The organism is Lentisphaera marina (assembly GCF_028745505.1).
GTDB classification, from domain to species: Bacteria; Verrucomicrobiota; Lentisphaeria; order Lentisphaerales; family Lentisphaeraceae; genus Lentisphaera; species Lentisphaera marina.
Map to the genome: position 1 here is coordinate 1,444,150 of NZ_JAQZZL010000002.1, position 24,236 is coordinate 1,468,385.

Annotated in this window: 23 protein-coding genes; 17 read left to right on the forward strand and 6 right to left on the reverse strand. The window is 39.5% G+C overall.

From position 1 onward, the window contains the following. Window positions 1-88 precede the first annotated feature (88 nt). From PQO01_RS16765 to PQO01_RS16800, 8 genes are all read left to right on the forward strand, one after another. Entirely contained in the window at window positions 89-1,141 is a 1,053-nt protein-coding gene (locus tag PQO01_RS16765) for a family 20 glycosylhydrolase (RefSeq protein ID WP_274315270.1), read from the forward strand. Between the two features lie 73 nt (window positions 1,142-1,214). Next, a complete protein-coding gene (locus PQO01_RS16770; protein ID WP_274315272.1) occupies window positions 1,215-3,242 on the forward strand; it encodes a sodium:solute symporter family protein in 2,028 nt (675 codons plus the stop codon). A gap of 54 nt (window positions 3,243-3,296) precedes the next feature. Next, the gene (locus PQO01_RS16775; RefSeq protein WP_274315273.1) at window positions 3,297-4,424 is read left to right on the forward strand and encodes an SGNH/GDSL hydrolase family protein; all 1,128 of its coding nucleotides are present in this window, start codon (window positions 3,297-3,299) and stop codon (window positions 4,422-4,424) included. A gap of 160 nt (window positions 4,425-4,584) precedes the next feature. Next, a complete protein-coding gene (locus PQO01_RS16780; RefSeq protein WP_274315274.1) occupies window positions 4,585-5,355 on the forward strand; it encodes a type II secretion system protein in 771 nt (256 codons plus the stop codon). Between the two features lie 83 nt (window positions 5,356-5,438). Continuing rightward, the gene (locus tag PQO01_RS16785; protein WP_274315276.1) at window positions 5,439-6,203 is read left to right on the forward strand and encodes a type II secretion system protein; all 765 of its coding nucleotides are present in this window, start codon (window positions 5,439-5,441) and stop codon (window positions 6,201-6,203) included. Between the two features lie 38 nt (window positions 6,204-6,241). Beyond that, window positions 6,242-7,687, forward strand: a complete 1,446-nt coding sequence (locus tag PQO01_RS16790; RefSeq protein WP_274315277.1) for a sulfatase — start codon at window positions 6,242-6,244, stop codon at window positions 7,685-7,687. A 196-nt stretch (window positions 7,688-7,883) separates the two neighbouring features. Next, on the forward strand, window positions 7,884-9,377 hold the full coding sequence (locus tag PQO01_RS16795) for a sulfatase (RefSeq protein WP_274315278.1): 1,494 nt from the start codon (window positions 7,884-7,886) through the stop codon (window positions 9,375-9,377). Window positions 9,378-9,485: 108 nt separating this feature from the next. After that, entirely contained in the window at window positions 9,486-10,076 is a 591-nt protein-coding gene (locus PQO01_RS16800; protein WP_274315279.1) for an RNA polymerase sigma factor, read from the forward strand. A gap of 294 nt (window positions 10,077-10,370) precedes the next feature. Here the strand turns inward: PQO01_RS16800 and PQO01_RS16805 are convergent, their stop codons facing one another. Next, the gene (locus PQO01_RS16805) at window positions 10,371-11,690 is read right to left on the reverse strand and encodes an IS1380 family transposase (RefSeq protein ID WP_274315280.1); all 1,320 of its coding nucleotides are present in this window, start codon (window positions 11,688-11,690) and stop codon (window positions 10,371-10,373) included. Between the two features lie 112 nt (window positions 11,691-11,802). Between PQO01_RS16805 and PQO01_RS16810 the strand changes: the two genes are divergently transcribed. The 5 genes from PQO01_RS16810 to PQO01_RS16830 all read left to right on the forward strand — a co-directional run bounded on the left by PQO01_RS16810 (window position 11,803) and on the right by PQO01_RS16830 (window position 16,946). Continuing rightward, window positions 11,803-12,282 (forward strand): type II secretion system protein, encoded by a 480-nt coding sequence (locus PQO01_RS16810; RefSeq protein WP_274315281.1) that lies wholly within the window; start codon window positions 11,803-11,805, stop codon window positions 12,280-12,282. Between the two features lie 153 nt (window positions 12,283-12,435). Further along, window positions 12,436-12,615 carry a hypothetical protein gene (locus PQO01_RS16815; protein ID WP_274315282.1) on the forward strand — a complete coding sequence of 60 codons (180 nt, stop codon included), beginning with the start codon at window positions 12,436-12,438 and terminating at the stop codon, window positions 12,613-12,615. Between the two features lie 89 nt (window positions 12,616-12,704). Beyond that, a complete protein-coding gene (locus PQO01_RS16820) occupies window positions 12,705-14,156 on the forward strand; it encodes a sulfatase (protein ID WP_274315283.1) in 1,452 nt (483 codons plus the stop codon). A gap of 75 nt (window positions 14,157-14,231) precedes the next feature. Beyond that, the gene (locus PQO01_RS16825; protein ID WP_274315284.1) at window positions 14,232-15,602 is read left to right on the forward strand and encodes a sulfatase family protein; all 1,371 of its coding nucleotides are present in this window, start codon (window positions 14,232-14,234) and stop codon (window positions 15,600-15,602) included. A 177-nt stretch (window positions 15,603-15,779) separates the two neighbouring features. Beyond that, on the forward strand, window positions 15,780-16,946 hold the full coding sequence (locus tag PQO01_RS16830) for an IS256 family transposase (protein ID WP_274312071.1): 1,167 nt from the start codon (window positions 15,780-15,782) through the stop codon (window positions 16,944-16,946). 161 nt (window positions 16,947-17,107) lie between these two features. Here PQO01_RS16830 and PQO01_RS16835 read toward each other — a convergent pair whose 3' ends face one another. The 4 genes from PQO01_RS16835 to PQO01_RS16850 all read right to left on the reverse strand — a co-directional run bounded on the left by PQO01_RS16835 (window position 17,108) and on the right by PQO01_RS16850 (window position 20,863). Continuing rightward, window positions 17,108-17,518: a hypothetical protein gene (locus PQO01_RS16835; RefSeq protein WP_274315285.1), complete on the reverse strand. Its 411-nt coding sequence runs from the start codon at window positions 17,516-17,518 to the stop codon at window positions 17,108-17,110. A 195-nt stretch (window positions 17,519-17,713) separates the two neighbouring features. Further along, on the reverse strand, window positions 17,714-18,880 hold the full coding sequence (locus PQO01_RS16840) for an IS256 family transposase (RefSeq protein ID WP_274313618.1): 1,167 nt from the start codon (window positions 18,878-18,880) through the stop codon (window positions 17,714-17,716). Between the two features lie 766 nt (window positions 18,881-19,646). After that, window positions 19,647-20,771 carry an ISL3 family transposase gene (locus PQO01_RS16845; protein ID WP_274315286.1) on the reverse strand — a complete coding sequence of 375 codons (1,125 nt, stop codon included), beginning with the start codon at window positions 20,769-20,771 and terminating at the stop codon, window positions 19,647-19,649. Then, window positions 20,720-20,863 (reverse strand): hypothetical protein, encoded by a 144-nt coding sequence (locus PQO01_RS16850; RefSeq protein ID WP_274315287.1) that lies wholly within the window; start codon window positions 20,861-20,863, stop codon window positions 20,720-20,722. Before PQO01_RS16850 ends, PQO01_RS16845 begins: the two co-directional genes overlap by 52 nt. A gap of 418 nt (window positions 20,864-21,281) precedes the next feature. On the opposite strand from PQO01_RS16850, the gene PQO01_RS16855 reads away from it, so the two are divergent. From PQO01_RS16855 to PQO01_RS16870, 4 genes are all read left to right on the forward strand, one after another. Then, entirely contained in the window at window positions 21,282-21,479 is a 198-nt protein-coding gene (locus tag PQO01_RS16855; protein WP_274315289.1) for a type II toxin-antitoxin system VapB family antitoxin, read from the forward strand. Continuing rightward, complete coding sequence (gene vapC / locus PQO01_RS16860) at window positions 21,476-21,874, forward strand: type II toxin-antitoxin system VapC family toxin (RefSeq protein ID WP_274315290.1); 399 nt, start codon at window positions 21,476-21,478, stop codon at window positions 21,872-21,874. Before PQO01_RS16855 ends, vapC begins: the two co-directional genes overlap by 4 nt. A 399-nt stretch (window positions 21,875-22,273) precedes the next feature. Beyond that, complete coding sequence (locus PQO01_RS16865; RefSeq protein ID WP_274312900.1) at window positions 22,274-22,594, forward strand: hypothetical protein; 321 nt, start codon at window positions 22,274-22,276, stop codon at window positions 22,592-22,594. Between the two features lie 87 nt (window positions 22,595-22,681). Further along, window positions 22,682-22,903, forward strand: coding sequence for a hypothetical protein (locus PQO01_RS16870; protein ID WP_274315292.1), 222 nt, complete (start codon window positions 22,682-22,684; stop codon window positions 22,901-22,903). On the opposite strand, the gene PQO01_RS16875 is transcribed toward PQO01_RS16870, so the two are convergent. Beyond that, the gene (locus PQO01_RS16875) at window positions 22,900-24,066 is read right to left on the reverse strand and encodes an IS256 family transposase (RefSeq protein WP_274315293.1); all 1,167 of its coding nucleotides are present in this window, start codon (window positions 24,064-24,066) and stop codon (window positions 22,900-22,902) included. The genes PQO01_RS16870 and PQO01_RS16875 overlap by 4 nt on opposite strands. Between the last annotated feature and the right edge of the window lie 170 nt (window positions 24,067-24,236).

The following is a 24,236-nucleotide window of genomic DNA, read 5'->3' on the forward strand; positions in this document are numbered from 1 at the left end:
CTGAAAAAACAAACTAGCCTTCAGCTCCGACTTGACTTAATTCATTTTATGAATTAAAATGATCCATAGTAATTTCAAGGAATAAATCATGTCTTCAAACAAACAGCACTGCAATTCATATGAATGGCGCGGCTTCATGCTCGATTGCGTACGTCACTTCATGCCCATTTCATTCATAAAAGAAATTCTTGATCAAATGGCACGCCTAAAACTCAACCGTTTCCACTGGCATTTAACCGACGATCAAGGCTGGCGCCTACCAATAAAAGCACGTCCCTTATTAATCGAAAAAGCTTCGACAAGAATTGATGGTGACCATTTTATCGGGGGCTTCTATACTGAAGAACAAATTCGCGACTTAGTAAAGTATGCCGAGGCTCGCGACATTGTCATCGTCCCTGAAATTGATATTCCTGGACATGTGTGCGCAGCCCTCCACGCTTACCCGAGTCTATCCTGTCCTGGACACGAGACACGTATCCCCAATACTTGGGGTATTTTTGAAGATGTTCTCTGTGCAGGATCTGGCGAAACTGCTATATTCCTTAACGATGTCTTTGAGACAGTTCTCGACTTATTTCCCTCTCCATGGATTCACATAGGAGGCGACGAAGTAAAAGATGATCGATGGAAAAATTGCCCTAAATGCCAAAAAGTCATAAGTGACAATAATTACCCCTCTGAAAGATCGCTCTACTCACATATCCTCAGTCCGATTTGCCAACTCATTCGTTCACATGGCCGTAGTGTTATCGGCTGGGACGAAATGCTTGAATCATGTCCACAAGAAGATATAATCATCATGTCATGGCGTGGAGAAGAAGGGGCTATTGAAGCCTCAAAACAGGGAAAGAAAAGTATTCTTTGCCCCCATGAGTACTTCTATCTTGACTACCCAGAGTCAAAGGATGACCCCATTCCTGGAGCTGATTGGATGCCCACTTTATCTGTGGAAAAAATGAAGACTTATGAAGTTCCAAAAATCGAGGGAATTTTAGGGCTTCAAAGTAATTTATGGACAGAAGAATTACTCGGGCCAAAAGAAGCGCGTCATCGCATCTTTCCGCGCCTAGAGACCCTAGCAAAAAAGTGTCATCAAAAAACCAGCCCCCAGCTAAAAACCAGTGAAAAAGTTAATTAAGCTTTCTAAAAACTAGCGGTAGCCCTAAAGAAAACTTACATTCACCCCTCAGAGTAACAAGGACCTCCCCTCTATGTTCGAAACAATTGATTGGCTTCTCATTATAGCCTACCTCATTTTTGCCTTTGCCACTGGTTTCATGATGAAAGCAAAAGCTGACGAAAGCGGTTTAGACTCTTATTTTGCCGCAGGAAGAAACCTTCCTTGGTGGTGGATTGGAACATCTATGGTCGCAACAACTTTTGCTGCAGATACCCCCCTATGGATTTCGGGAGTAGTTGCCAAATACGGCATTGCCGGCAACTGGTTTTGGTGGACTGCGGCCATTGGCACCACCTTCATGACCTTTTTCTTTGCCCGCAAATGGCGTGAGAGTGGTGTATTAACTGATGTTGAACTAACCGAGTTGCGTTATGGTGGCAAAGAAGCCGCTGCACTCAGAGTTATTAAAGCTTTTTTCAGTAGTATTTTTGTCAATTCTTTAGTCCTCGGCTGGGTCTTTGCGGCCATGGCAAAAATCACCCGCCCCTTCATTCACTGGGACAAAATCATTGGTGCCGATGCCTTTAGTTTCCTAGAATCAGTTTGGCCCAGTTTTTTTATGTTCAAAGATTTAAACAACACCTTAAGTATTTTAATTATTGCCCTCATCGTCATTATTTACAGTTCTGCGGGTGGTATATGTGGCGTCATTTTTACCGACCTATTCCAGTTTGTCATAGCCGTCTTTGCGGCCATCGCATTTGCCTACTTCGCAATTGATCATGTGGGAGGCTTGGAATCCATGTGGACAAAGATTGAAACCATCTACCCCGATACTCACCAAAACTACACCTCCTTCATGCCTTCCTTCACGGGCAATAATGCCCTTATGCCCCTCGCTGTATTCCTTGTGACAATTGGCTTCATCTGGTGGAATAAGGACTCCGTCGATGGCTCAGGTTACTTTGCCCAACGCATGTACACCGCAAAATCTCCTGCGGATGCTGAAAAGGGTTCCCTATGGTTCGCATTTGCGAACTTCGCATTGCGCACCTGGCCTTGGGTTATCATTGGCCTAGTTGCCATTGTCGTTTATCCCATTAACGACCCCAATTCTGCTCAAATCCTAGAAGGTGATAGAGAGATGGCTTACCCGATGCTGATGCGCGATATCTTGGGTCCCGGTTGGCTCGGCCTCGTTTTCCTCAGTCTCATGGCTGCCTTTATGAGTACCGTAGATACTCATATTAACTGGGGTGCCTCCTATATTGCCAATGATATTTATAAACGCTTCATCAACCCAAAAGCTGAGAAGAAAGACCTCGTCAAAATTAGTCGTTTTTCTGTCTTGGGAATCTCAGCTATTTCGATTACCATTGCCACTCAAATCAGCTCCATTGACTCAGTTGTGAAGTTTTATATGGGTATGGTTGCCGGCATGGGAGCCCCCCACTTATTGCGCTGGTTTTGGTGGCGTACGAATGCTTGGACAGAAATAAGTGGCATGATATCTGGAGCTCTTTCAGCCATCATCGTCTACTCCATGGACTTCAGCAAGGGGATCCCCGGAGAATACTTAATTACTGGCATCAGTTTATTCAGTATTTTCGTCTCAATTACTGTGACTCTTTTCACCCCCCCCGTGGATGATACAAAGCTCAAAAGTTTTGTCATGAAGATTCATCCTTTGGGTTTTTGGAAAGGTCTAAATGAAACCATTCCCCACAAAAGAACTTTGAAGAATAGCCTTATCTTGTGGTTTTCATCCTGTGTATCTATCTACTGTTTTCTTTTTGGTATTGGTTTCCTCCTCAAACTCCAGTTTCTTTACGGCTTACTTCTGCTCATTTTAGGTTTAGGCCTCTTGCTCTATGTCTTAAAACTGATCAATCAGCCCGACAGCGACTTTTATGGCTGGATATGCCCTAAGGGGAAAACTTATGCCTGTACCCAGGATTCGCATCAAAAGTTTGCAAGTCAGTTCCTCGATTCATCAGAACAGGATTTATTAAACGATGGCTGGATTAAGGTTTTTGCAGAGGGTCAAAACAGAAACTGGCAATGCCAGCAAGACCTCAATGAAGAAATGGGAAAAAGTTTAAAACAAATTGGACTCTGAAAGCTATATTACAAAAATAGCATAATCAAATCAACTTAAACGAGCACAATAACAATGAGATTTTTCACTTTACTCAGCCTACTTACTTTCAGTTTAATTTCACAAGAAATTAACATCGAGAAAATGGACAAAAAGATGGCCATTGCTCAAGCCGACGAAAATGGTATTATTTGGTACGATGTGAAATCCCCGCCATTTAAACTCGAAGGTTTTGCATGGTTTAAAGATGAGCAAATATTTAAGCGTCTAGCAAAGTTCCCTTCCCAACCCATTCGCATACATGTGGAAAACTTAGCTTATCATACAGCGGGAGGACAGGCTCACTTTCAAACGGATAGTTCCAAAATCCTTATCCGTGCCAAACTAAGCAATAAATCAAATATGTATCACATGCCTTCCACGGGTCAGAGTGGTTTTGATATTTACTCGGGTGCTCCAGGACATCAACTTTATTTAAAAACGAGTCGCTTTAAACTCAATCAAACACAAGTGACCAGTGAACTTTTTAAGGGCAACCCAAAACTTCGTAATTTTGTCATTAATTTCCCTTTATATAATGGGGTGAAATCTCTCGAAGTCGGCATCAAAGCCGGCAGTCAAATCACAGCTCCCCTCCCCCGAAAAAACAAAGGCAAAATACTTGTCTACGGAACTTCCATCACTCAAGGTGGCTGTGCCGCTCGACCAGGGCTTGCCTATACAAATATACTTAGCCGTCGACTCGATTATGAGTTCATTAACTTAGGCTTTTCTGGGAATGGTCGTGGCGAACCCGAACTCGCCAAATTGATTCAAGAAGTCGAAGATAAAACCATGATTATCCTCGATTACGAAGCCAATGCTAATGAAGGCATAAAAAATACGCTTGAAAATTTCATTGATATTATCCGTGAAAAACATCCCACAATCCCCCTGCTTATTATTTCAAGAATTTTACCTGCAGACGCTATTCACAATAAAGTAAAATATGAAAAGCTCCAATCTCTCAGTGACTTTCAAAAATCTTTAGTTACCCAAAAGAAAAAGTTCGGCGATAAAAATATTTATTTCTTAGATGGTAAATCACTCCTCGGAGAACATGCCCACGAGGCCACCGTAGATGGCACTCACCCCAACTCCTACGGCTTCATGATCATGGCTGAAAACATCCAGCCTACCATCGAAAAAATACTTAATAAATAAAATCCTGTTTTGACACGGATTATTAGTCTCTAAATAAGATCTGCTGAAGAAGTATTCTGCCATCTGAATTTATTAAATTAATAAAAAATAGTAAACTTGTGTATAGACTTTCTTTCGCCCCCCGTTTCATATATCATAATTGAATCTAATGGGAAAAATCATGAAGCGTTTTACACTCATAGAATTACTTGTTGTCATTGCCATTATTGGCATCTTAGCCTCTTTACTTCTACCCTCTCTTGGTAAAGCTCGCGGAAAATCGAAAGCAGTTGTTTGCCTCAATAATTTAAAATCATTAAACTACGCTATCTTCCTCTACGCAGATGATAACGAAGGGCATGTACCTGCTGCACCAAATGTAAACACACCCTGGGATGACCTGCTCATTGGCTACGATGGACAAGAACGAACTTTAGATGGCGGTGGGGGCTATAAATATGAAGATTACGGAAATTCAATAAAACGTTATCATTGCCCCGAAAATGACTATAAAAACAGCAATGACAAAATTAACCGTTCCTACTCAATTAACGGTGGAGCAGATCAATCAGTTCTTTGGTGGGGTCAGCCTGGTATAAGTATGAGTGGTTGGTGGACTGAAAATGCACTTGGTCCGAGTGTGTTAGCCCAGTGGTCCATGAAATTATCCGCTATAAACGATTCGGCTACTGCCATCATGATGACTGAACTCGATTCAAATTTAGGTGACATTGTATTAGGCTACAACGGTAAAGCTGCAGCAACCGGCAGTGATATTTCGACCCATGTACAATATAATCCCACGAAACATATCAAAGCCTATTCACAAAACTATCTCTTCGCCGATGGCCATGTCTCTTTAATGTACCTTCAAAGTCTCGCAGGTGACAGTGGAGTCGATATGTTCTCAGCTACTGATGTCGATGGCACATATTTCGATTGTCAAAATTAAGACAAAACAATGTCATTTTCTTTTATAGATTTGCTTTTGAGATGCGTTTCATTTATCATAAGTTTATGCATAGGAAAATGATTATGAAAAAATTCACTCTCATAGAACTACTCGTCGTTATCGCCATTATTGGCATTTTATCATCTCTTTTACTTCCCTCTTTAGGCAAAGCTAGATCTAAATCAAAAGCAGCGGTTTGTCTCAATAATCTAAAATCAATTAATTTTGCATTGTTAATGTATTCAGATGACAACTCAGACTATTTCGTCGCAGCCCCCAGTGTACAGGATTCATGGGATGACTTGCTCATTGGCTATGATGGTCAAAACAGGACATTAGATAATGGTGGGGGATATAAAACCGAAGATTATGGAGAATCCATAAAACTCTATCACTGCCCTGAAAATGGCTATGCAAATGACAACGGTAAAATCAATCGCTCCTATGCTATAAATGCAGGCATGGATTTAAATGTAGCTGGCTGGAAGGGTGTGCGTGGAGTCAGTATGTTAGGTTGGTGGACAGAGAATGGAATTACAACTGGTCCATGGTCTATGAGACTTTCAGAAGTTAACGATCCATCCACAGCTATAATCATGTCAGAACTTAATGATGATTATGAAACTATTGTTCTTGGTTACAATGGTCAAGCAGCTCTTGGGATACAGGGTTATATGAACCATTTAAAAGCTAATCCCACTAAACATGTAAAAGCTTACGCACAAAACTACCTCTTCGCCGATGGGCATATCGGCTTTCATTACGCACAAAGCCTCGCTGCTGACAGTGGAGTAGATGTACTAACGACAGACGATGCTAGAGGAACATTTTTCGACTGCCAGGATTAAATTCAACAACATTATCAATTATACAACTAAGGATACCTATGTCTTTTTTTAAAAGATTTCTTGTAGGCATATGTCTTGTTATTACAACTGGACTTAGTGCAAAAGAAAATATGAACGTGCTATTTATTGCTGTCGACGATCTCAATGACTGGATTGGCCCCATGGGCGGAAACCCACAAGTAAAAACTCCTCATTTGGATAATTTTGCAGGTAAATCAATTATTATGAGTAAAGCCTACTGTTCAGCAACAGTTTGCGGCCCCTCCAGATCGTCTTTGTTAACTGGCCGCCATTGCCATAACACGGGGGTCTACGGCAATAGCAATAACCTCAAGAAAGCAGCAAAGGCAAAAGACCTTGAAACTCTACCTGAATACTTCGGCAATCGCGGATATCACACCCTTACAACTGGTAAGATTTTTCATAAGCATATGACTTCTGAGGGTCTTGATGAAGGTCACTGGGCATTTCATGAAGTAGGTAAAACTAAAGGTGGTGCAGGTGGAATGCTATGGAAAAAAGCAGCCACTCACCCCGATCATAAATATGGTGGAAGTGCTATGCAATGGGGAGCAACTAAAGCCCCTTTGGAAGAAACGAAAGATTATATGAATGCAAAATGGGCTGCTGAGCAACTTGAACGCGACTTTGACGGTAAACCTTTCTTCATGGCTTTAGGGATCTCTCGCCCTCACCTGCCCTTTTTTGTTCCTCAAAAATACTTTGACATGTACCCACTCGATAAGGTAAAGCCCGCTCCGGTAAAGCTAGATGATTACGACGATATTGTTGATGCCAACGGCAATGCCCTTTTCAAAGGCCCGGACGCGACATGGTTAGCCGTGGACAAAAGCAATGCCCACACTGAGCTCAATCGTGCTTACATGGCTTCAGTAACTTATGCTGATGATTGCCTAGGTGTCGTATTTGATGCACTGGAAAAGAGTAAATACGCTGACAATACCATTGTTATACTTTGGGGTGATCACGGCTGGTATTTGGGCGAAAAACTTAAATATAGAAAAACAGGTCTTTGGGAAGAATCTGCACGAGTTCCCTTTATGGTGCGAGTCCCTGGAATTAATGAAGGTGTTAAAAGTGATGGTGTCATTAACTTAGTAGATATGTACCCGACTTTGATTGAGTTATGCGGCCTACCATCCAACCCTAATAATGATGGACGAAGTTTTGCTAAACTCATTGCTAATCCTGAAATGACATGGAACGAACCAACTCTAAGTACCATGGGCTACATGAACCATGCTTTAACAGATGGTCGCTACCGTTACATTTCTTATAAAAAGGGCGTTGAAGAACTCTATGATCACAATTCGGACCCACTTGAGCACAATAATCTGGCAAACAACCCTGAGTATGCTCAAATTATTGCTAAATTCAAAAAGTATTTACCCACTCACAACGAGCCTGAAAGCCCGAGAAATACCTTAGAGAAAAAGAAGTCTAAGACTTCAAAGAAAATCTAAACTTCAAATTCACTTTTCACTCTACACCGAAGCTAAACTTCGGCGTTTTTATTGCCTTCATAGAACTAACTCCTTACTTATAGAAAACCGTGAAATTATTTTCCAACTATGTATAGATCATTTTGTTCAATCCGTTTCATATACAAATACACACGAATTTAAGTAAATGACTACAAGTAAATAAATAGGAAAAAATATGTCTTTCATAAAAACTTTAATTTTAAGTTTCTGTCTCATGGGTAGCTTTGGAATAAGCGCTAAAGAAAACATGAATGTCTTATTCATTGCCATAGATGACCTTAATGACTGGATTGGTCCCATGGGTGGTAATCCCGCGGTCAAAACACCTAATTTTGACAAATTTTTCGCAAATGGTGGTATGTCCATGTACAAGGCACATTCCCCCTCTACGGTCTGTGGCCCTGCTCGCTCTGCTATCATGACGGGAAAACACTGCTTTAATACTGGTGTTTATGGCAATGAGACAAATCTTAAAAATGCTCCAAAAGCTAAAGATCTTTTAACGATTCCAGAATGGTTTAGCAAACATGGTTACCACAGCCTTAGCGCGGGAAAAATCTTTCATAAACACCCGACTGAAACTCAAATTGATCATGGCCAATGGGCCTTCGATGAACACCATGTCATTAAAGGTGGTTTAGGTTCCCTAAGTAAAGAAAAACCAGCTAATGGCCTACTTGATTTAGTCGGCAAAAAAATGCAAGGTAAAGGACTGGAGTTTGATTGGGGAGCAACGGTCAAAAATGACACCACAATGATGAAAGATTATAAGACGGCTGATTGGGCCGTCGACCAATTCCAAAATCGCTCTTTTGACAAGCCTTTCTTTATGGCTGTGGGTTTTTCCAAGCCACACCTACCCTGGTTTGTCCCACAAAAATATTTTGACATGTACCCTCTAGATAAAATCGAAATTCCCGAGATTAAAGATAATCCCCACGAAGAAATCATCACTTCAGAAGGGAAATTCATCTATGGCCAGAGCTTTAGAGAAGATGCTAAACGCTGGAGTCGTGCAGAAAAGTATGGTGTCACAAAAAATGCTATCCAAGCCTACATGGCTAACGTCACTTTTGTGGATGACTGCTTAGGACACCTGCTCGATGGCCTCAATAATAGCTCTTACGCAGAAAATACTATTGTAGTTCTTTGGGGAGATCACGGCTGGCATTTAGGAGAAAAGAAACGCTTTGGAAAATGTCTACTTTGGCAGGAATCCACTCGCGTCCCATTGATGATTAAAGTTCCCGGTGTAACACCCAATAAAAAACAGTGCGATGGAGTTGTGAACCTCATTGATCTCTACCCAACTTTATCGGAACTCTGCAATATCCCCGTCAATCCAACAAATGATGGCCGTAGCTTTGCGAAGCTCGTCAACAAACCCGATATGAAATGGAACCAACCCACGCTCACGACTTGGCTGGAAGGCAATCACCGTATATACGATGGTCGCTATAGCTACATTAACTGGAGAGGTGGCGATGAACTCTACGATCACAAAAATGATCCCATGGAACACAACAATCTAGCAAACAACCCCGAATATGCTAAAATCATGGCAAAACTAAAAGCCCATATTCCGACTCATAATGAGCCAGAAAGCCCCAAAAATAACTTTGATAAAAAGAAAATGAAAGAGCTCTATAAAAAACAAGCAGCTAAATAATACAATTGGGTTCAGAGTCGAAATTAAATAAAATTTCGACTCTTTTTTGTTTAAAGTCTAGTATATCACCTACTTATTTCATATACTATAATTTTATAGGAGAAGCTTATGAATCAAACTAGATTGACTTTAATACAAAGAGCTCAAAACCCCGATGATGAAACGGCTTGGAACGAATTCGTCGAGGTCTACAAAAATTATATATATGTCGTTATTCGCCAAATGGGCATTAATGACAAAGACTGCGAAGACATACTCCAACAAGTCCTTATAAAACTTTGGAAAAAATTACCCGACTTTGAATATGGCAAAAACAAATCAAAGTTTCGTACTTGGTTAGGTGTCATCACTCATTCGACAACAGTAGATTTTTTTCGTAAACAAAGCAGTCAAAATCGTCGTTTAGAAGATGCGACTCGCGAACAAGTTGCCCACCTCAACACCATTGATAAACCAGAAATCGAAGAGATGGCCGAGCGCGAATGGCGCCTATACATCACCAACCTTGCCATGGCAAACATCGAACAATTTTTCAGCGGTAAAGCCATTGACGTTTTTAAAATGAGTATGAAAGGCCAAAGCAACGAAAAAATCAGTTCTGAGTTAGAAATTAAAATCGACACCGTCTACATCCTCAAAAATCGCGTTAAAAAGCGTCTCACCGATGAAATTAAACGACTAAAAAATCAATTTGAGTGATTTTTATCAAAAACTGATAAGAAAATATTTTTGTTTTCGATTATTTATAAAAAATAAGGTCTACCTGAATCCGTGATCAGGTTTTGAGATTCATGAGATAATGGTTTGGTCGAGTAATTCTTAGATCGTTTTTATCCCAGATTGTGAGATGTCCTTATTTCTTAAGCCTATCGCTCGTGATCAGGTGTCTAAGGATAGTAAATATAGCAATTTCTAAGGCAATTCACCCAACTTGGACAGAGTAAAGCACAAAACTCAATAAAAGAGCTTTGCAATAAACTTCTTATTAGTGGATTAAAGGCTAAATGATATTTTTTGATACAGCTTAAACCAAGGGCTATGTCGACCAAACTTGAGAGTTTCATCTCCTGCGTGCTTTACGTGTTTACAAGCGGTTAAAATCAAGTCACGTATCACGCACCGTAGGCGGCGTCGTTGGGCTTTGATTTTAATTGGAGCCAAAGATTTATTATGGATAAGGTGATTACCAATGACTCTGAGCACATTAAAAGCGAGCATAGCGCAGTGCAAAAAGAATTGATTCGCTTTAAATTTCCCTGAGGGTAAACGCTCTACATTCATATCGCTCTTCAATTCGCTATGGAACTGCTCACTGGTTCCATGATCGTGATAAAGTTCGATCACATCCTCGGCTTCTAAAGGTAAATTCGTCCAATAGGTCTCCACTTCGATTTCTGGCATCAAAAGTCGATTGCCATCTTGATCTTCGAGTCGTTCCGTAACTTTAAAAATAACAGGAACCACTTTATGTTCTTCATTGTTTCCAGGATGTTTGTGATGGAGTTCACCGACAAAGACACTCTTACCATCTCGAGATTTAAGCTGTCGCCCTAAACGCCGTGCGTTGGATAGCCACTGTTCTTTAGATTCCTTTCTAAGGTTCCGTTTAATCAGAAAATATTGATCATCAGGAAGGTGTCCGAAATTAACCTCAGCATCGTGAGCGGAATCTAAACGAAGTAGTACGGGGTGCTTAAGCTTTAATTTTTTGATCATAGTAAAGCTGTCATCTAAGAACTCTGGCATCCCTTTTTGTGCATGCTGTGAACCTGGACGCAGCTCATTATTTAGCATAAAGCCCTCAGTTCCAAGGTAGGCAAACATGGGAGAAAATCCGTCATGATTTTTATATGTCCAACTCACATTTTCTTTATGGCTACCGGAGTTATCCATGGGTGATACATCCATATCGAGTGGAATAAAATTCATCCCCCCTTTTGATATATTACCTATACACTGTTTTTTGAGCAGGTTTGTATTCGCTGATTTTAAATGCACTTCATGCTCAGAAGACATGATTTCTAGTCGTTGACGCAAACGTTCCTCGGATAGAACTTTGTTTAATCCAAGTGATTTCATAAAGACTTCGTTTTCACGAAACTGACTAATATCTGTGAAGCGTTCACGCCCCTGAATCAGTAACCCCACCTGTGATTTGAAAATATCTAGATCTTGAAAGATATGATTGGCCTTGTGATCTGTATTGAACTCATCGTCAATTTCACTTTGTTGAAGGACTTGGCCACCTAAAAATATTCCGCCAATACTGTGAAGGGAATCATTGCCTGTGTCGAGTTTAAATGCTTTATTCATGAGAAAACCTGTTGGGTGATTTTGGTGTCGTAACTTAAATTACTATAAACCAACAGGTTTTCTTGTTTTTAAGCTGTTTTTTAAGATCAGCTCACGGATTCAGGGTCTACTAATGAAAAAAATCTCACTGAAATTTACTCTCATCGAGCTTTTAGTCGTTATTGCTATAATCGGAATTCTCTCTTCACTTCTCCTTCCCGTTTTAAAAGGTGCTCGTGAGACTGCTAAACGAGCTGCTTGTACCAATAAGCTCAAGCAAATTGGTATTTCTCTTGTTTTATATAGCGATGACTATAACTCAAAACTACCCGTTGAATATGAGACTAAACGTCCTTGGGACGACAGACTTGGCGTAGCTGGTGTTGACGGAAGAAAAATTTCAGAAGATGATGAGAATAGCTTTGGTTATGACTATGAAGAATGGGGTGATGCTCACCAACTGTATCGCTGCCCAAGTGACCCAAAATCCTGGGCCTGGGCCGGAAGGTCAGTGCGCTCATACACGGCTAATCAAGGTCACTGGAATGACGGAGCAGCGAATTCTCACGGCTGGGTTTTCCCTGGATTCAGTGCTGAATCTGATGGTGCATGATCATTAAAATTCACCGACATTAATGACCCTGCTACGGGTATTAGCCTTTTTGAAACAGATGATATTGGTGCTGACAATGACCCCGCAGTTAAACCCTGGAAATGGGTCGGAGCCCAGGGAGCTGTCACTAAGCCTAAAGATATTTATGCTAACATGATGGATGACATCAATGACTACTCCAATAAGCACGGCAAATTTCTCAAAATGAATTACCTCTTTATTGATGGTCATGTGGAGTTCCTTTACCTAGACGCCACCGTAACTGACGGCACCACTCCATGGTCAGCAGGTCGCACTGCACCTGATGGAACAATGTTTGACCTCCTTGATTAAGCAAAAATCACATTTACCCAATTAGCAAGTCCTAAAGTAGCCTGATCTTTTGTGTGTACCTTTATAAACTTTATAAACAAAGGACACCAATGAAAGTTTTCTTACATTTCTTTTTCATAGTATTGAGTTCAAACTTAATCGCTGACAATCGCCCTAACATCGTCTTTGTTCTCATCGATGACCTCGGCTGGAATGGCCTCAGTTCTTATGGCAATAAATATGTCGACACTCCACACCTAGATAAATTAGCTAAAGAAGGTGCCCGTTTTACCGATGCCTATGGAATGTCCCAATGCTCCCCTGCCCGTTTTGCCTTTTTAACTGGTCAATCAGCAGCAAGAACAAATCACACAGCTGTCTGCTTGGAGAAACACGTACTTCCCCATGCTCGTATGATTCAGCCGGAATCCAATCGTATGCTGGCTCATGACGCAGTGAATATCGGCCGCGAATTAAAAAAAACGGGTTATCGCGTTGGTGTTATTGGCAAATGGCATGTGGACGTCAATGAAAAGCGTCTGCGTCCTGAAATGAAGGATGATTATTTAGCACAATGGGATTTTGATTCCATCAAGCCGGAAAGAGCTGAGGATGATAAAAAGCTGGTCATGGGCTCAACTCTCGGCGTACTCAACTACCTCAAAGAAGATCAATCCAAACCAGTTTTTGCGTACCTCGCACATAGAACGGTTCACACGGGACTTGAAGCACCTAAGGCAATCATTCAGAAATATGTTGATATGGGCTACAATAAGAGTGCCTCTAAGGGTGGAAAAGAAAAAGAAAAGCCTATCGCAGACTACTTTGCCATGATTGATTACCTAGATCAAAGCATTGGAACTTTGATGCAAGGTATTGAGGACATGAAGAGTGAGCGCGAAACTGTAGTCATTTTCATGTCAGATAATGGCGGACTCTCCCGCGTATGGGACAACGCTCCACTTCGTCGAGGTAAGGGCTCTGAATACGAAGCTGGCATTCGTGTTCCCTTTATCATGCACTGGCCTGGCAAAATCAAAGCTGGCCAGACCATCACTGAACCAATTCACATCACCGACCTCTTCCCCACTTTTTTAAGCATAGCCAAAACTGAAGCACCAAATAATTACCCGCTTGATGGCGTAGACATTCTACCGCTCACCATGGGTGGCGAATTTAAGCGTGACTTTTTCTGCATTCACATGCCGGTTTACATCCCACACTACGCTCATACTCCGAGCACTATAATCCGCATGGGTGATTACAAGCTCATCAAATTTTATGGTGATTATCAGGAAGACCCCAATGAAAAAGTGATAACGGCGGGAGCCAAAGTGGAACTCTATAATCTTCGTGATGACTTAAGCGAAACTCAAGACCTCAGCAAATCTATGCCTGAGAAAACTCTGGAAATGGAGCGCAAGTTAATGGATTGGTTGCTGACAAGAAATGCACATTTACCAAGAATCAATCCTAATTACGATCCGGAAAGAGCGACTGAGTCAATTGCCAGCAAAGTAGATACTTTTGGGGAAATTGCTTACAAAAACACAAAAAAATAAGCTCAAAACAAGCTATTTATCACAAAGCCAAGATCAGACATCCTTCACAAATAATTTAAATCATTGGGAATTCATATGTTAAAACGACTTCTTCTATTTTTCTTAGTAGCCACTGTAATACAGGCAGATGATCGCCCCAGCATCATTTTGATTATGACCGATGATCAAGGCTGGGGTCAGGTGGGGTACAACAATCACCCTGTATTAAAAACCCCAAACCTTGATGCCATGGCAAAAAATGGCCTGCGTTTTGATCGCTTCTATGCTGGAGCTCCGGTTTGCTCCCCTACCAGAGCCAGCGTTTTAACGGGTCGCACCAATATGCGCACGGGGGTTTCTACTCATGGTTATGCCCTGCGCTTACAGGAGAAGTCCATTGCTACGGCTTTAAAAAAGGCTGGCTATGCTACCGGTCACTTTGGCAAATGGCACCTCAACGCACTTCGAGGACCCGGTATTCCGATTTTGGGCGATGATCTCTGGAGTCCTGGTGCATTCGGTTTCGAAACTTGGCTCACAGTGACAAACTTCTTTGATATCGACCCCTACATGAGTCGCAATGGTAAATTCGAGGATTTCAAAGGTGATTCCTCAGAAGTCATCGTTCGCGAATCACTCAAGTTCATTGCGAAGGCCGCAAAAGACAAAAAGCCTTTTTTAGCTGTTATTTGGGATGGCTCCCCTCACTACCCTTTCATTGCTAAAAACGAAGATAAAAAAGCTTTTGCCCACCTCGATCCCATGTCCCAAAGTCTCCATGGTGAGCTAGTGGCTTTCGACCGTTCAGTTGGCGCACTCCGCAAAGGCTTAAGAGACTTAAACATTGCTGACAACACCATCATCTGGTTTTGCAGTGATAATGGCGGTCTTGAAGTTAAACCGGAAAGTGTCTGTGGGCTCAGAGGAAAAAAAGGCGACTTCTTTGAGGGCGGTATTCGCGTACCTGGCATTATCGAATGGCCGGCAAAAATCAAGCCACGCGTGACTCAGGTCCCTGCCGTTACAATGGATATCTTTCCAACTATTGCTGATCTCGTGGATCTGCCTAAAGATTCCATGTTAGATATAATCGATGGTATAAGCTTAAAAGACCTCATGTTCGGTTCTGATGCCAAAAGAACAAAAGCCATCCCTTTCGCCATGGGTAAAAAAGGTGCCTTGATCGACAATGACTACAAATTATTAAGCGTTAAAAAGGGTAAGTTCGAGCTCTATAACTTGGCTGATGACCATTCTGAAGCCAATGACCTCTCCAATTCGAAGCCGGAAGTTTTCACTAAAATGAAAAAAGAGTTTTTAACACTTCAGGCCTCCATCGAACAAAGTCAAAATGGCAAAGACTATCCTGAAGGAAAAGTTAATCCTCAACCCAAGAGAGGTTTTTGGAAAGATGACGCCCGCTACAAAGACTACATAGAAGACTTTAATTCCCGCCTAAAAAGGTAGTGTCCCAAATTTTCTGTAAATTCTGCTATAGCTCTACTTTAAGAGTTATGAATAGCTTCCGAGACTTCGCGAGAATGGGAACTTTCTCGTCGGAGCGAAATTGAGGAAGTTGTTTGTAACTCGGGGTAAAGAAGATGCAGAGTGGTGTTGCACCAAAACAACCCACAAGGAATTATTATGCACCACTCTACACACGAGAACAGTAGTGTCTTATTAGAAATGATCCACCAAGTCACAGAAAACGGCGAAAGCGGAATGCTTGAAGCTATGAGAGTATTACTAAATGAAGCGATGAAAGTAGAGAGAAGTAATTCTCTTGATGCTGCTCCATATGAACGCAATGAAAATCGCTTAGGTTATGCTAATGGCTATAAAAACAAAACCGTAAACACTCGACTTGGAGCAATGAAGCTCAACATTCCTCAAGTCAGAGGTGAAATCGATTTTTATCCAAGTTCTTTAGAAAAAGGCTTACGAAGTGAGCGAGCTTTGATGACAGCTATGGCCGAGAGTTATATTCAGGGAACTTCGACAAGAAAAGTCACGAAACTTCTAGAGAAAATGTGTGGTCTTTCCGTGAGTAAATCACAGGTGTCACGAGTTGTATCTGAGCTAGATGAAAGCTTAGAAAAGTGGCGTAACCGTCCTTTAGGGAAATATCATTACCTTTTGGTGGATGCGAGATACGAAAAAGTTAGAGTAGATAAGACTGTTCGAGATTGTGCTTTGTTAATTGCTTATGGGATAGATGAATCAGGAAAACGCTCAGTTTTAGGTACAAGTGTCTCTTTAAGTGAAGCTGAGGTTCATTGGAGAAACTTTTTCCTATCATTGAATGCTCGAGGACTTCATGGTCTTAAGATGATCACGAGCGACAGTCATTCGGGACTGAAAGCCGCTTTAACAACTGTCTTTGGGTCAATCCCATGGCAGAGGTGTCAATTTCATTTACAGCAGAATGCGGGGGCTTATGTGCCTAAGAAAGCGATGCGTTCAGAAGTTGCACAAGACATTCGAGATATCTTTAATACCCCTTCAAAACAGGACGCCGAAAGACTTTTAAAGCTTACTTGCTTAAAGTATGAAAACAGTGCTTCTCAATTATCTGAATGGATGGAATCCGCACTTCCTGAAGGCTTTTCTGTATTTGATTTAGATCGTTCTTGTTGGACAAAACTGAGAACCACCAATATGATTGAAAGACAGAATCGAGAAATTCTAAGGCGAACTAGAACCGTGTCTATTTTCCCAAATGAAGCTTCACTGCTTAGATTAGCGTCCGCTATTCTTATGGAATTAGATGAAACCTGGATAGCTACAAAAAGAGTTTATCTGTCTGTTTAACTAAAATTGGTCAACACCAATTTACAGAAACAACGGGACTCTATCCCTAAAAAAACAAAAAGACATAAAAGAAACTCCCTACGTAGCTGAATAGAGTAGAAATATTTGGAAAAGCGCAGTGCTTCTGAAGTGGAATCTTAAGAAATACTTGTTCCCTAATCCTAGATTGTGGTGACCCAATCTTTTTTCACGGGGCCGATTTCTGAGTCCCAGAGCTCCATGAAACGAAGACCTGTAAAGTTATTTTTTTTGTAGAGGTAGTAAAAGCTTTGATCAAAATCCTCGTCTTCTGGGTCATAAACTGACAAAGTCTGATTTCCACCAAAATGGTATTTAAATAGGAAATTATTGCCAATGCGCTCAGTATGAAAAGCAAAATCATATATTTGAGCAATATCTTTTGATCCAGGAAAGTAACGAACTCGTGAATTGTCATGATCTAAACAGTTGTACCTTAAGTTAGGAACTATAGCAAAATATGGATCGTCTACTGTTTCAATTTCTATTTCAAAAAGATCGGAACATTCTGATATGAGCTCACCCATATCAGATCCCAGTACTTTGGGGCTCATTGCAAAACCGCCACAATTAACGGAAATAAAATCCCCTAAAATGGTTTTCTCAGGATCTCTTATGTAGTGCTTCTGAATTTCATATGAACTTATATCAAAGCCGTCACGATTAAAGTTATTCTTTTTAAAACTTTCAAAACAGACATTATTGATAGAGTCCCGTTGTTTCTGTAAATTGGTGTTGACCAATTTTAGTTAAACAGACAGATAAACTCTTTTTGTAGCTATCCAGTTTTCATCTAATTCCATAAGAATAGCGGACGCTAATCTAAGCAGTGAAGCTTCATTTGGGAAAATAGACACGGTTCTAGTTCGCCTTAGAATTTCTCGATTCTGTCTTTCAATCATATTGGTGGTTCTCAGTTTTGTCCAACAAGAACGATCTAAATCAAATACAGAAAAGCCTTCAGGAAGTGCGGATTCCATCCATTCAGATAATTGAGAAGCACTGTTTTCATACTTTAAGCAAGTAAGCTTTAAAAGTCTTTCGGCGTCCTGTTTTGAAGGGGTATTAAAGATATCTCGAATGTCTTGTGCAACTTCTGAACGCATCGCTTTCTTAGGCACATAAGCCCCCGCATTCTGCTGTAAATGAAATTGACACCTCTGCCATGGGATTGACCCAAAGACAGTTGTTAAAGCGGCTTTCAGTCCCGAATGACTGTCGCTCGTGATCATCTTAAGACCATGAAGTCCTCGAGCATTCAATGATAGGAAAAAGTTTCTCCAATGAACCTCAGCTTCACTTAAAGAGACACTTGTACCTAAAACTGAGCGTTTTCCTGATTCATCTATCCCATAAGCAATTAACAAAGCACAATCTCGAACAGTCTTATCTACTCTAACTTTTTCGTATCTCGCATCCACCAAAAGGTAATGATATTTCCCTAAAGGACGGTTACGCCACTTTTCTAAGCTTTCATCTAGCTCAGATACAACTCGTGACACCTGTGATTTACTCACGGAAAGACCACACATTTTCTCTAGAAGTTTCGTGACTTTTCTTGTCGAAGTTCCCTGAATATAACTCTCGGCCATAGCTGTCATCAAAGCTCGCTCACTTCGTAAGCCTTTTTCTAAAGAACTTGGATAAAAATCGATTTCACCTCTGACTTGAGGAATGTTGAGCTTCATTGCTCCAAGTCGAGTGTTTACGGTTTTGTTTTTATAGCCATTAGCATAACCTAAGCGATTTTCATTGCGTTCATATGGAGCAGCATCAAGAGAATTACTTCTCTCTACTTTCATCGCTTCATTTAGTAATACTCTCATAGCTTCAAGCATTCCGCTTTCGCCGTTTTCTGTGACTTGGTGGATCATTTCTAATAAGACACTACTGTTCTCGTGTGTAGAGTGGTGCATAATAATTCCTTGTGGGTTGTTTTGGTGCAACACCACTCTGCATCTTCTTTACCCCGAGTTACAAACAACTTCCTCAATTTCGCTCCGACGAGAAAGTTCCCATTCTCGCGAAGTCTCGGAAGCTATTCATAACTCTTAAAGTAGAGCTATAGCAGAATTTACAGAAAATTTGGGACACTACCATTAGGATTACAGAAGTGTATTCTTTTTGAGGGAATTTTATATTTTACATTACCTCTTACGATCATAATGAATTTCATTATCAAAAGTAAACATTTACCAGATAGTGTCTTTGAGTTAATAATTATTGATCTATTAGCAATCTTCATAATTGGATCAGTATATGGATTATCTATTTGGTCTATAAATGAAAGAAAATATAAAGAAATTGAATCAAACAATAGTCTAACAAGAAGCCGGAAGGAAGATTTTCGCTAAGGCTCAATCTCCCTCAGCTTAAACGTTAGAGTATAAATAAAAAATGAATAAAATCCCCATACTTTATTTTATCCTTACCTCACTGTTAACATGCTTTTTCATGTATATGTCTTGCTCAATAATAATGGAATGGGAATTATACAAAACAGGTTATTTTGAATATGGGCGAAGAGTACGTTATTTTCATGAATCCGCATGGGTGCGATATTACACAGCATTAATTATTTTGTTGACATCAGTAATTTCTATTCATTTTATTAAAAACAAAAAAATCAAAATTATCTCAACCTATATATCATTTATGCCTCTTCGCAGATATCTGTAAAATTCACAGGGTCTTGCTAGTTTTGAGATTAGGCAAATCAAAGATTTTGAGTATGAGATATTCTTCATCTCGGTAACCATATGCCTGCCTTGTTAACCAGCCGATTTTATTATTAAACCCTTCCATAATGGCCGACGTTATTTTTGTTTTCCAAAAAGCTAAAATTCCCGCGGCATGCTTGCGGATTGTTTTTGCCATAGAAATTAGTTCAGGGACTCCACTACAGTCAGCTTTTTCACACCAATATTGCAATGCATTTTCAACGAAAACTAAATCTTTGATACGATAAATCCTTCTCAACGCTTCTTTTAAAGCGTATGTAATACCCAGCTCTGAAAACAAGCTGCAACATTGTTTTATTTCAGCTTGAGCGGTTTCTTCAAGGTCTTCATTATTTCTGTTAAACTTCCATCTCAGGCCTTTGATTTCACCCTTGTCTTCATCTTCCAGTTCTCTGGAAATTCTTCTTCGAACTTTATTCAGCCTGTCATTCATAAGTTTGATGACATGAAAGTGATCATAAACAATTATAGACTGAGGCAAATTAACCTTAATCCATGCTGTAAAAGATGGAGCTAGATCCACAGCGACAAACTCAATGTTCGCTTTACTGGATTTCAATTTTTTCATAAAACCATCTAGGCACTCTCCCTTTTTTCCTTTACCTACAAATAACGTAGCCCCGCTTTTTAGATCTCGGACAATTGTCAAATAGCCTTTGTCGCCAATTCGTTTTCCCATATGGATTTCATCGATACCAATAGAACTGATATGTTTCAACGGGACTTTACTGTATTTCTTACTTAAATATGTTTTTTCAACAGCTTTAACTGTATGCCAATTTAGCTTGAAATATTTAGCTAAACTTTGAATACACATGTGCGCTCGTAGCTCTATGATATGCCTTTCTAATACTTTTGTGATTCTACTTTTAGAACTTGAAATGAACGAAAGCTTCTCCATTAAATATGAATCACAATCATGACAACGGACTCTATGCATTTGTACACAAAACGAAGTCTTTTTTGTGCCCACGGGTAATGATTTTATAAAACGAATACCTGTGGCAGTTGCGGTTACATCGGCGCTTTTACATTTGGAGCAGTTAAAGGTCTTTTTTTTCGACATATATGAATAATCAGTTCATTGCCTTTGTATTCAAAGCGCTTGTGCTCGTATCCAATGATTCCGTGTGTATGTTGATGTAGACTGCTTGACATGTTTTCTCCTTTTTGTAGTGATTAAAGAGAGGTGTGCAAGCAGTTTTTTGTATTTGAAACCTTTGGTTTCTGCCCGCTGGCGAAGTATTACGCCAGTAAAGCAACTGAAGATCAAATCTTTATCCATATAAATAACGAGCTTGCGAGTGGCTTTATGCCGGAGCAAAGGTTTGAACGAAGGCGGTAGTTTTACAGATTTCTACGAAGAACCTCATTTATTCTATTAGTCATATGGATTCTAAATTTCATTATTATAAAACAAATACCAAATATATATTATGGGAAACTCTAACCAAAAAATGAACCTGAAATTCTCGTTCCTCGAATTCAGGTAATTTAGGTCGTTAGCCATTAAAGTTGACAAACTACATATCTTTGTGTAAATTAATGTGTAAAAACAAAAACAAGGATTATCATCATGGCCACAAATTTAGCAATCGATGATCGACTTCTTGAACAAGCACAAGAAATTGGTCATTTTAAAACAAAAAAAGAAACTGTAAATCTCGCATTGAAAGAATTTGTCAATAGACGAAAACAGTTAGAAATAATTGATCTATTTAATCAAATGGAACCAGACTCAGACTATGATTACAAGAAAGCACGAAAGAGATGAAAGTAATTGTAGATACTTCTATTTGGTCTTTAGCATTTAGAAGGAAACAACCAGACCAAAAAATAAACCAATCATTGAGTGAATTAATCCAAGATCAAAGGTTAATAATGATTGGTCCAATAAAACAAGAAGTTTTATCAGGATATTCAGATATAAAGAAATTTAATTTATTAAAGGAAAAATTATCATTTTTCCCCAATGAATTAATCATCGATGAAGATTACGAGAAAGCCGCAAACTTCCATAATTTATGTAGAGCGAAAGGTATTCAGGGCTCACATATAGATTATTTAATTTGTTCTGTATCATATAGATTAAACGCAATGATTTACACAACTGATAAAGATTTTATTCATTATCAAAAAGTCTTACCTATTCAATTATTTGAAGAATAGAAAAAGGCTAACAAAGAGTCGCACCTGATATTCTCGCCTAGGCTCGAAAACAGGTAAACTCAGACGTTAGAATGGAAATTGGAATAATAAATCTAGAACAAATTGTTACTGACAAAGCAAATCACTTTATTCTTGGAATCACAGAATTAAGCTGACTAAATGCAGAGTCAACAATTCACCAAACTTAAACGCAAATCATCACTCAAAACACAATAAGTAAATGCGGAATCAGCAATTGATCGAATCATCTGTTTTATCCCTGATTTGGCTACTTATCAACAATCAAAATGGACAAATTCTAACCAAAAAATCGAACTGATATTTTCGTTTTGAATCAAATTTTAAATAGAAAATACAGCTCATTTAGATCGTTAGCTAACAAAAATATAGGAAATTATAATGAAAAAATTAATCATATTTTTAATGATACTTATTTTCACAGGATGTGATTTTGAAGTTAAAGGAGAAACTAGAGTTACAATAGGAGGTCATGAAGTAGTTATAAAAACTGAAGGATCAACGACAAGTAACACCAACATAAATTTAGGAAACAACTCCTCTTCTAGTGTTAAAGTTGGAAACATAGAAGTAAAAATTAAAAATAAAAAGTTATCAGTAAATGGTAAAAATTATGGTGAGCTTAAACAAAATGATTCAATTTTAATAGAAGGTCAGACTGTAAAAATAAACAATAAAGTAGTTAGTCCAACAATTGAATAGCTAACCAAAAAATCGAACTGATATTTTCGTTTTGAATCAAATTTTAAATAGAAAATACAGCTCATTTAAGTCGTTAGTCGGTAATAAATGAAACATATACTCACCATAACAATAATATTAACTACAATTGTAATCTTCTTGCTAACTCCGAAAATAAACATTGAAGAGGAGAAACAAAAGTTAAAAGAAGAACAACAAAATATTGACAAGAAGCTAGAAGATTTAAAACATCAAAAAGCAGTTGTAGATTCAAGAAAAACGATAGAGTCCCGTTGTTTCTGTAAATTGGTGTTGACCAATTTTAGTTAAACAGACAGATAAACTCTTTTTGTAGCTATCCAGGTTTCATCTAATTCCATAAGAATAGCGGACGCTAATCTAAGCAGTGAAGCTTCATTTGGGAAAATAGACACGGTTATAGTTCGCCTTAGAATTTCTCGATTCTGTCTTTCAATCATATTGGTGGTTCTCAGTTTTGTCCAACAAGAACGATCTAAATCAAATACAGAAAAGCCTTCAGGAAGTGCGGATTCCATCCATTCAGATAATTGAGAAGCACTGTTTTCATACTTTAAGCAAGTAAGCTTTAAAAGTCTTTCGGCGTCCTGTTTTGAAGGGGTATTAAAGATATCTCGAATGTCTTGTGCAACTTCTGAACGCATCGCTTTCTTAGGCACATAAGCCCCCGCATTCTGCTGTAAATGAAATTGACACCTCTGCCATGGGATTGACCCAAAGACAGTTGTTAAAGCGGCTTTCAGTCCCGAATGACTGTCGCTCGTGATCATCTTAAGACCATGAAGTCCTCGAGCATTCAATGATAGGAAAAAGTTTCTCCAATGAACCTCAGCTTCACTTAAAGAGACACTTGTACCTAAAACTGAGCGTTTTCCTGATTCATCTATCCCATAAGCAATTAACAAAGCACAATCTCGAACAGTCTTATCTACTCTAACTTTTTCGTATCTCGCATCCACCAAAAGGTAATGATATTTCCCTAAAGGACGGTTACGCCACTTTTCTAAGCTTTCATCTAGCTCAGATACAACTCGTGACACCTGTGATTTACTCACGGAAAGACCACACATTTTCTCTAGAAGTTTCGTGACTTTTCTTGTCGAAGTTCCCTGAATATAACTCTCGGCCATAGCTGTCATCAAAGCTCGCTCACTTCGTAAGCCTTTTTCTAAAGAACTTGGATAAAAATCGATTTCACCTCTGACTTGAGGAATGTTGAGCTTCATTGCTCCAAGTCGAGTGTTTACGGTTTTGTTTTTATAGCCATTAGCATAACCTAAGCGATTTTCATTGCGTTCATATGGAGCAGCATCAAGAGAATTACTTCTCTCTACTTTCATCGCTTCATTTAGTAATACTCTCATAGCTTCAAGCATTCCGCTTTCGCCGTTTTCTGTGACTTGGTGGATCATTTCTAATAAGACACTACTGTTCTCGTGTGTAGAGTGGTGCATAATAATTCCTTGTGGGTTGTTTTGGTGCAACACCACTCTGCATCTTCTTTACCCCGAGTTACAAACAACTTCCTCAATTTCGCTCCGACGAGAAAGTTCCCATTCTCGCGAAGTCTCGGAAGCTATTCATAACTCTTAAAGTAGAGCTATAGCAGAATTTACAGAAAATT

Coding starts and splice junctions, on each gene's coding strand:
- PQO01_RS16825 (WP_274315284.1), top strand. CDS start 14,232: ATGTTAAAACGACTTCTTCTATTTTTCTTAGTAGCCACTGTAATACAG.
- PQO01_RS16775 (WP_274315273.1), top strand. CDS start 3,297: ATGAGATTTTTCACTTTACTCAGCCTACTTACTTTCAGTTTAATTTCA.
- PQO01_RS16870 (WP_274315292.1), top strand. CDS start 22,682: ATGAAACATATACTCACCATAACAATAATATTAACTACAATTGTAATC.
- PQO01_RS16805 (WP_274315280.1), bottom strand. CDS start 11,690: ATGAATAAAGCATTTAAACTCGACACAGGCAATGATTCCCTTCACAGT.
- PQO01_RS16815 (WP_274315282.1), top strand. CDS start 12,436: ATGATGGATGACATCAATGACTACTCCAATAAGCACGGCAAATTTCTC.
- PQO01_RS16770 (WP_274315272.1), top strand. CDS start 1,215: ATGTTCGAAACAATTGATTGGCTTCTCATTATAGCCTACCTCATTTTT.
- PQO01_RS16855 (WP_274315289.1), top strand. CDS start 21,282: ATGGCCACAAATTTAGCAATCGATGATCGACTTCTTGAACAAGCACAA.
- PQO01_RS16850 (WP_274315287.1), bottom strand. CDS start 20,863: ATGTCAAGCAGTCTACATCAACATACACACGGAATCATTGGATACGAG.
- PQO01_RS16840 (WP_274313618.1), bottom strand. CDS start 18,880: ATGCACCACTCTACACACGAGAACAGTAGTGTCTTATTAGAAATGATC.
- PQO01_RS16845 (WP_274315286.1), bottom strand. CDS start 20,771: ATGTCGAAAAAAAAGACCTTTAACTGCTCCAAATGTAAAAGCGCCGAT.
- PQO01_RS16785 (WP_274315276.1), top strand. CDS start 5,439: ATGAAAAAATTCACTCTCATAGAACTACTCGTCGTTATCGCCATTATT.
- PQO01_RS16765 (WP_274315270.1), top strand. CDS start 89: ATGTCTTCAAACAAACAGCACTGCAATTCATATGAATGGCGCGGCTTC.
- PQO01_RS16795 (WP_274315278.1), top strand. CDS start 7,884: ATGTCTTTCATAAAAACTTTAATTTTAAGTTTCTGTCTCATGGGTAGC.
- PQO01_RS16875 (WP_274315293.1), bottom strand. CDS start 24,066: ATGCACCACTCTACACACGAGAACAGTAGTGTCTTATTAGAAATGATC.
- PQO01_RS16830 (WP_274312071.1), top strand. CDS start 15,780: ATGCACCACTCTACACACGAGAACAGTAGTGTCTTATTAGAAATGATC.
- PQO01_RS16790 (WP_274315277.1), top strand. CDS start 6,242: ATGTCTTTTTTTAAAAGATTTCTTGTAGGCATATGTCTTGTTATTACA.
- PQO01_RS16780 (WP_274315274.1), top strand. CDS start 4,585: ATGAAGCGTTTTACACTCATAGAATTACTTGTTGTCATTGCCATTATT.
- vapC (WP_274315290.1), top strand. CDS start 21,476: ATGAAAGTAATTGTAGATACTTCTATTTGGTCTTTAGCATTTAGAAGG.
- PQO01_RS16800 (WP_274315279.1), top strand. CDS start 9,486: ATGAATCAAACTAGATTGACTTTAATACAAAGAGCTCAAAACCCCGAT.
- PQO01_RS16810 (WP_274315281.1), top strand. CDS start 11,803: ATGAAAAAAATCTCACTGAAATTTACTCTCATCGAGCTTTTAGTCGTT.
- PQO01_RS16820 (WP_274315283.1), top strand. CDS start 12,705: ATGAAAGTTTTCTTACATTTCTTTTTCATAGTATTGAGTTCAAACTTA.
- PQO01_RS16865 (WP_274312900.1), top strand. CDS start 22,274: ATGAAAAAATTAATCATATTTTTAATGATACTTATTTTCACAGGATGT.
- PQO01_RS16835 (WP_274315285.1), bottom strand. CDS start 17,518: ATGAGCCCCAAAGTACTGGGATCTGATATGGGTGAGCTCATATCAGAA.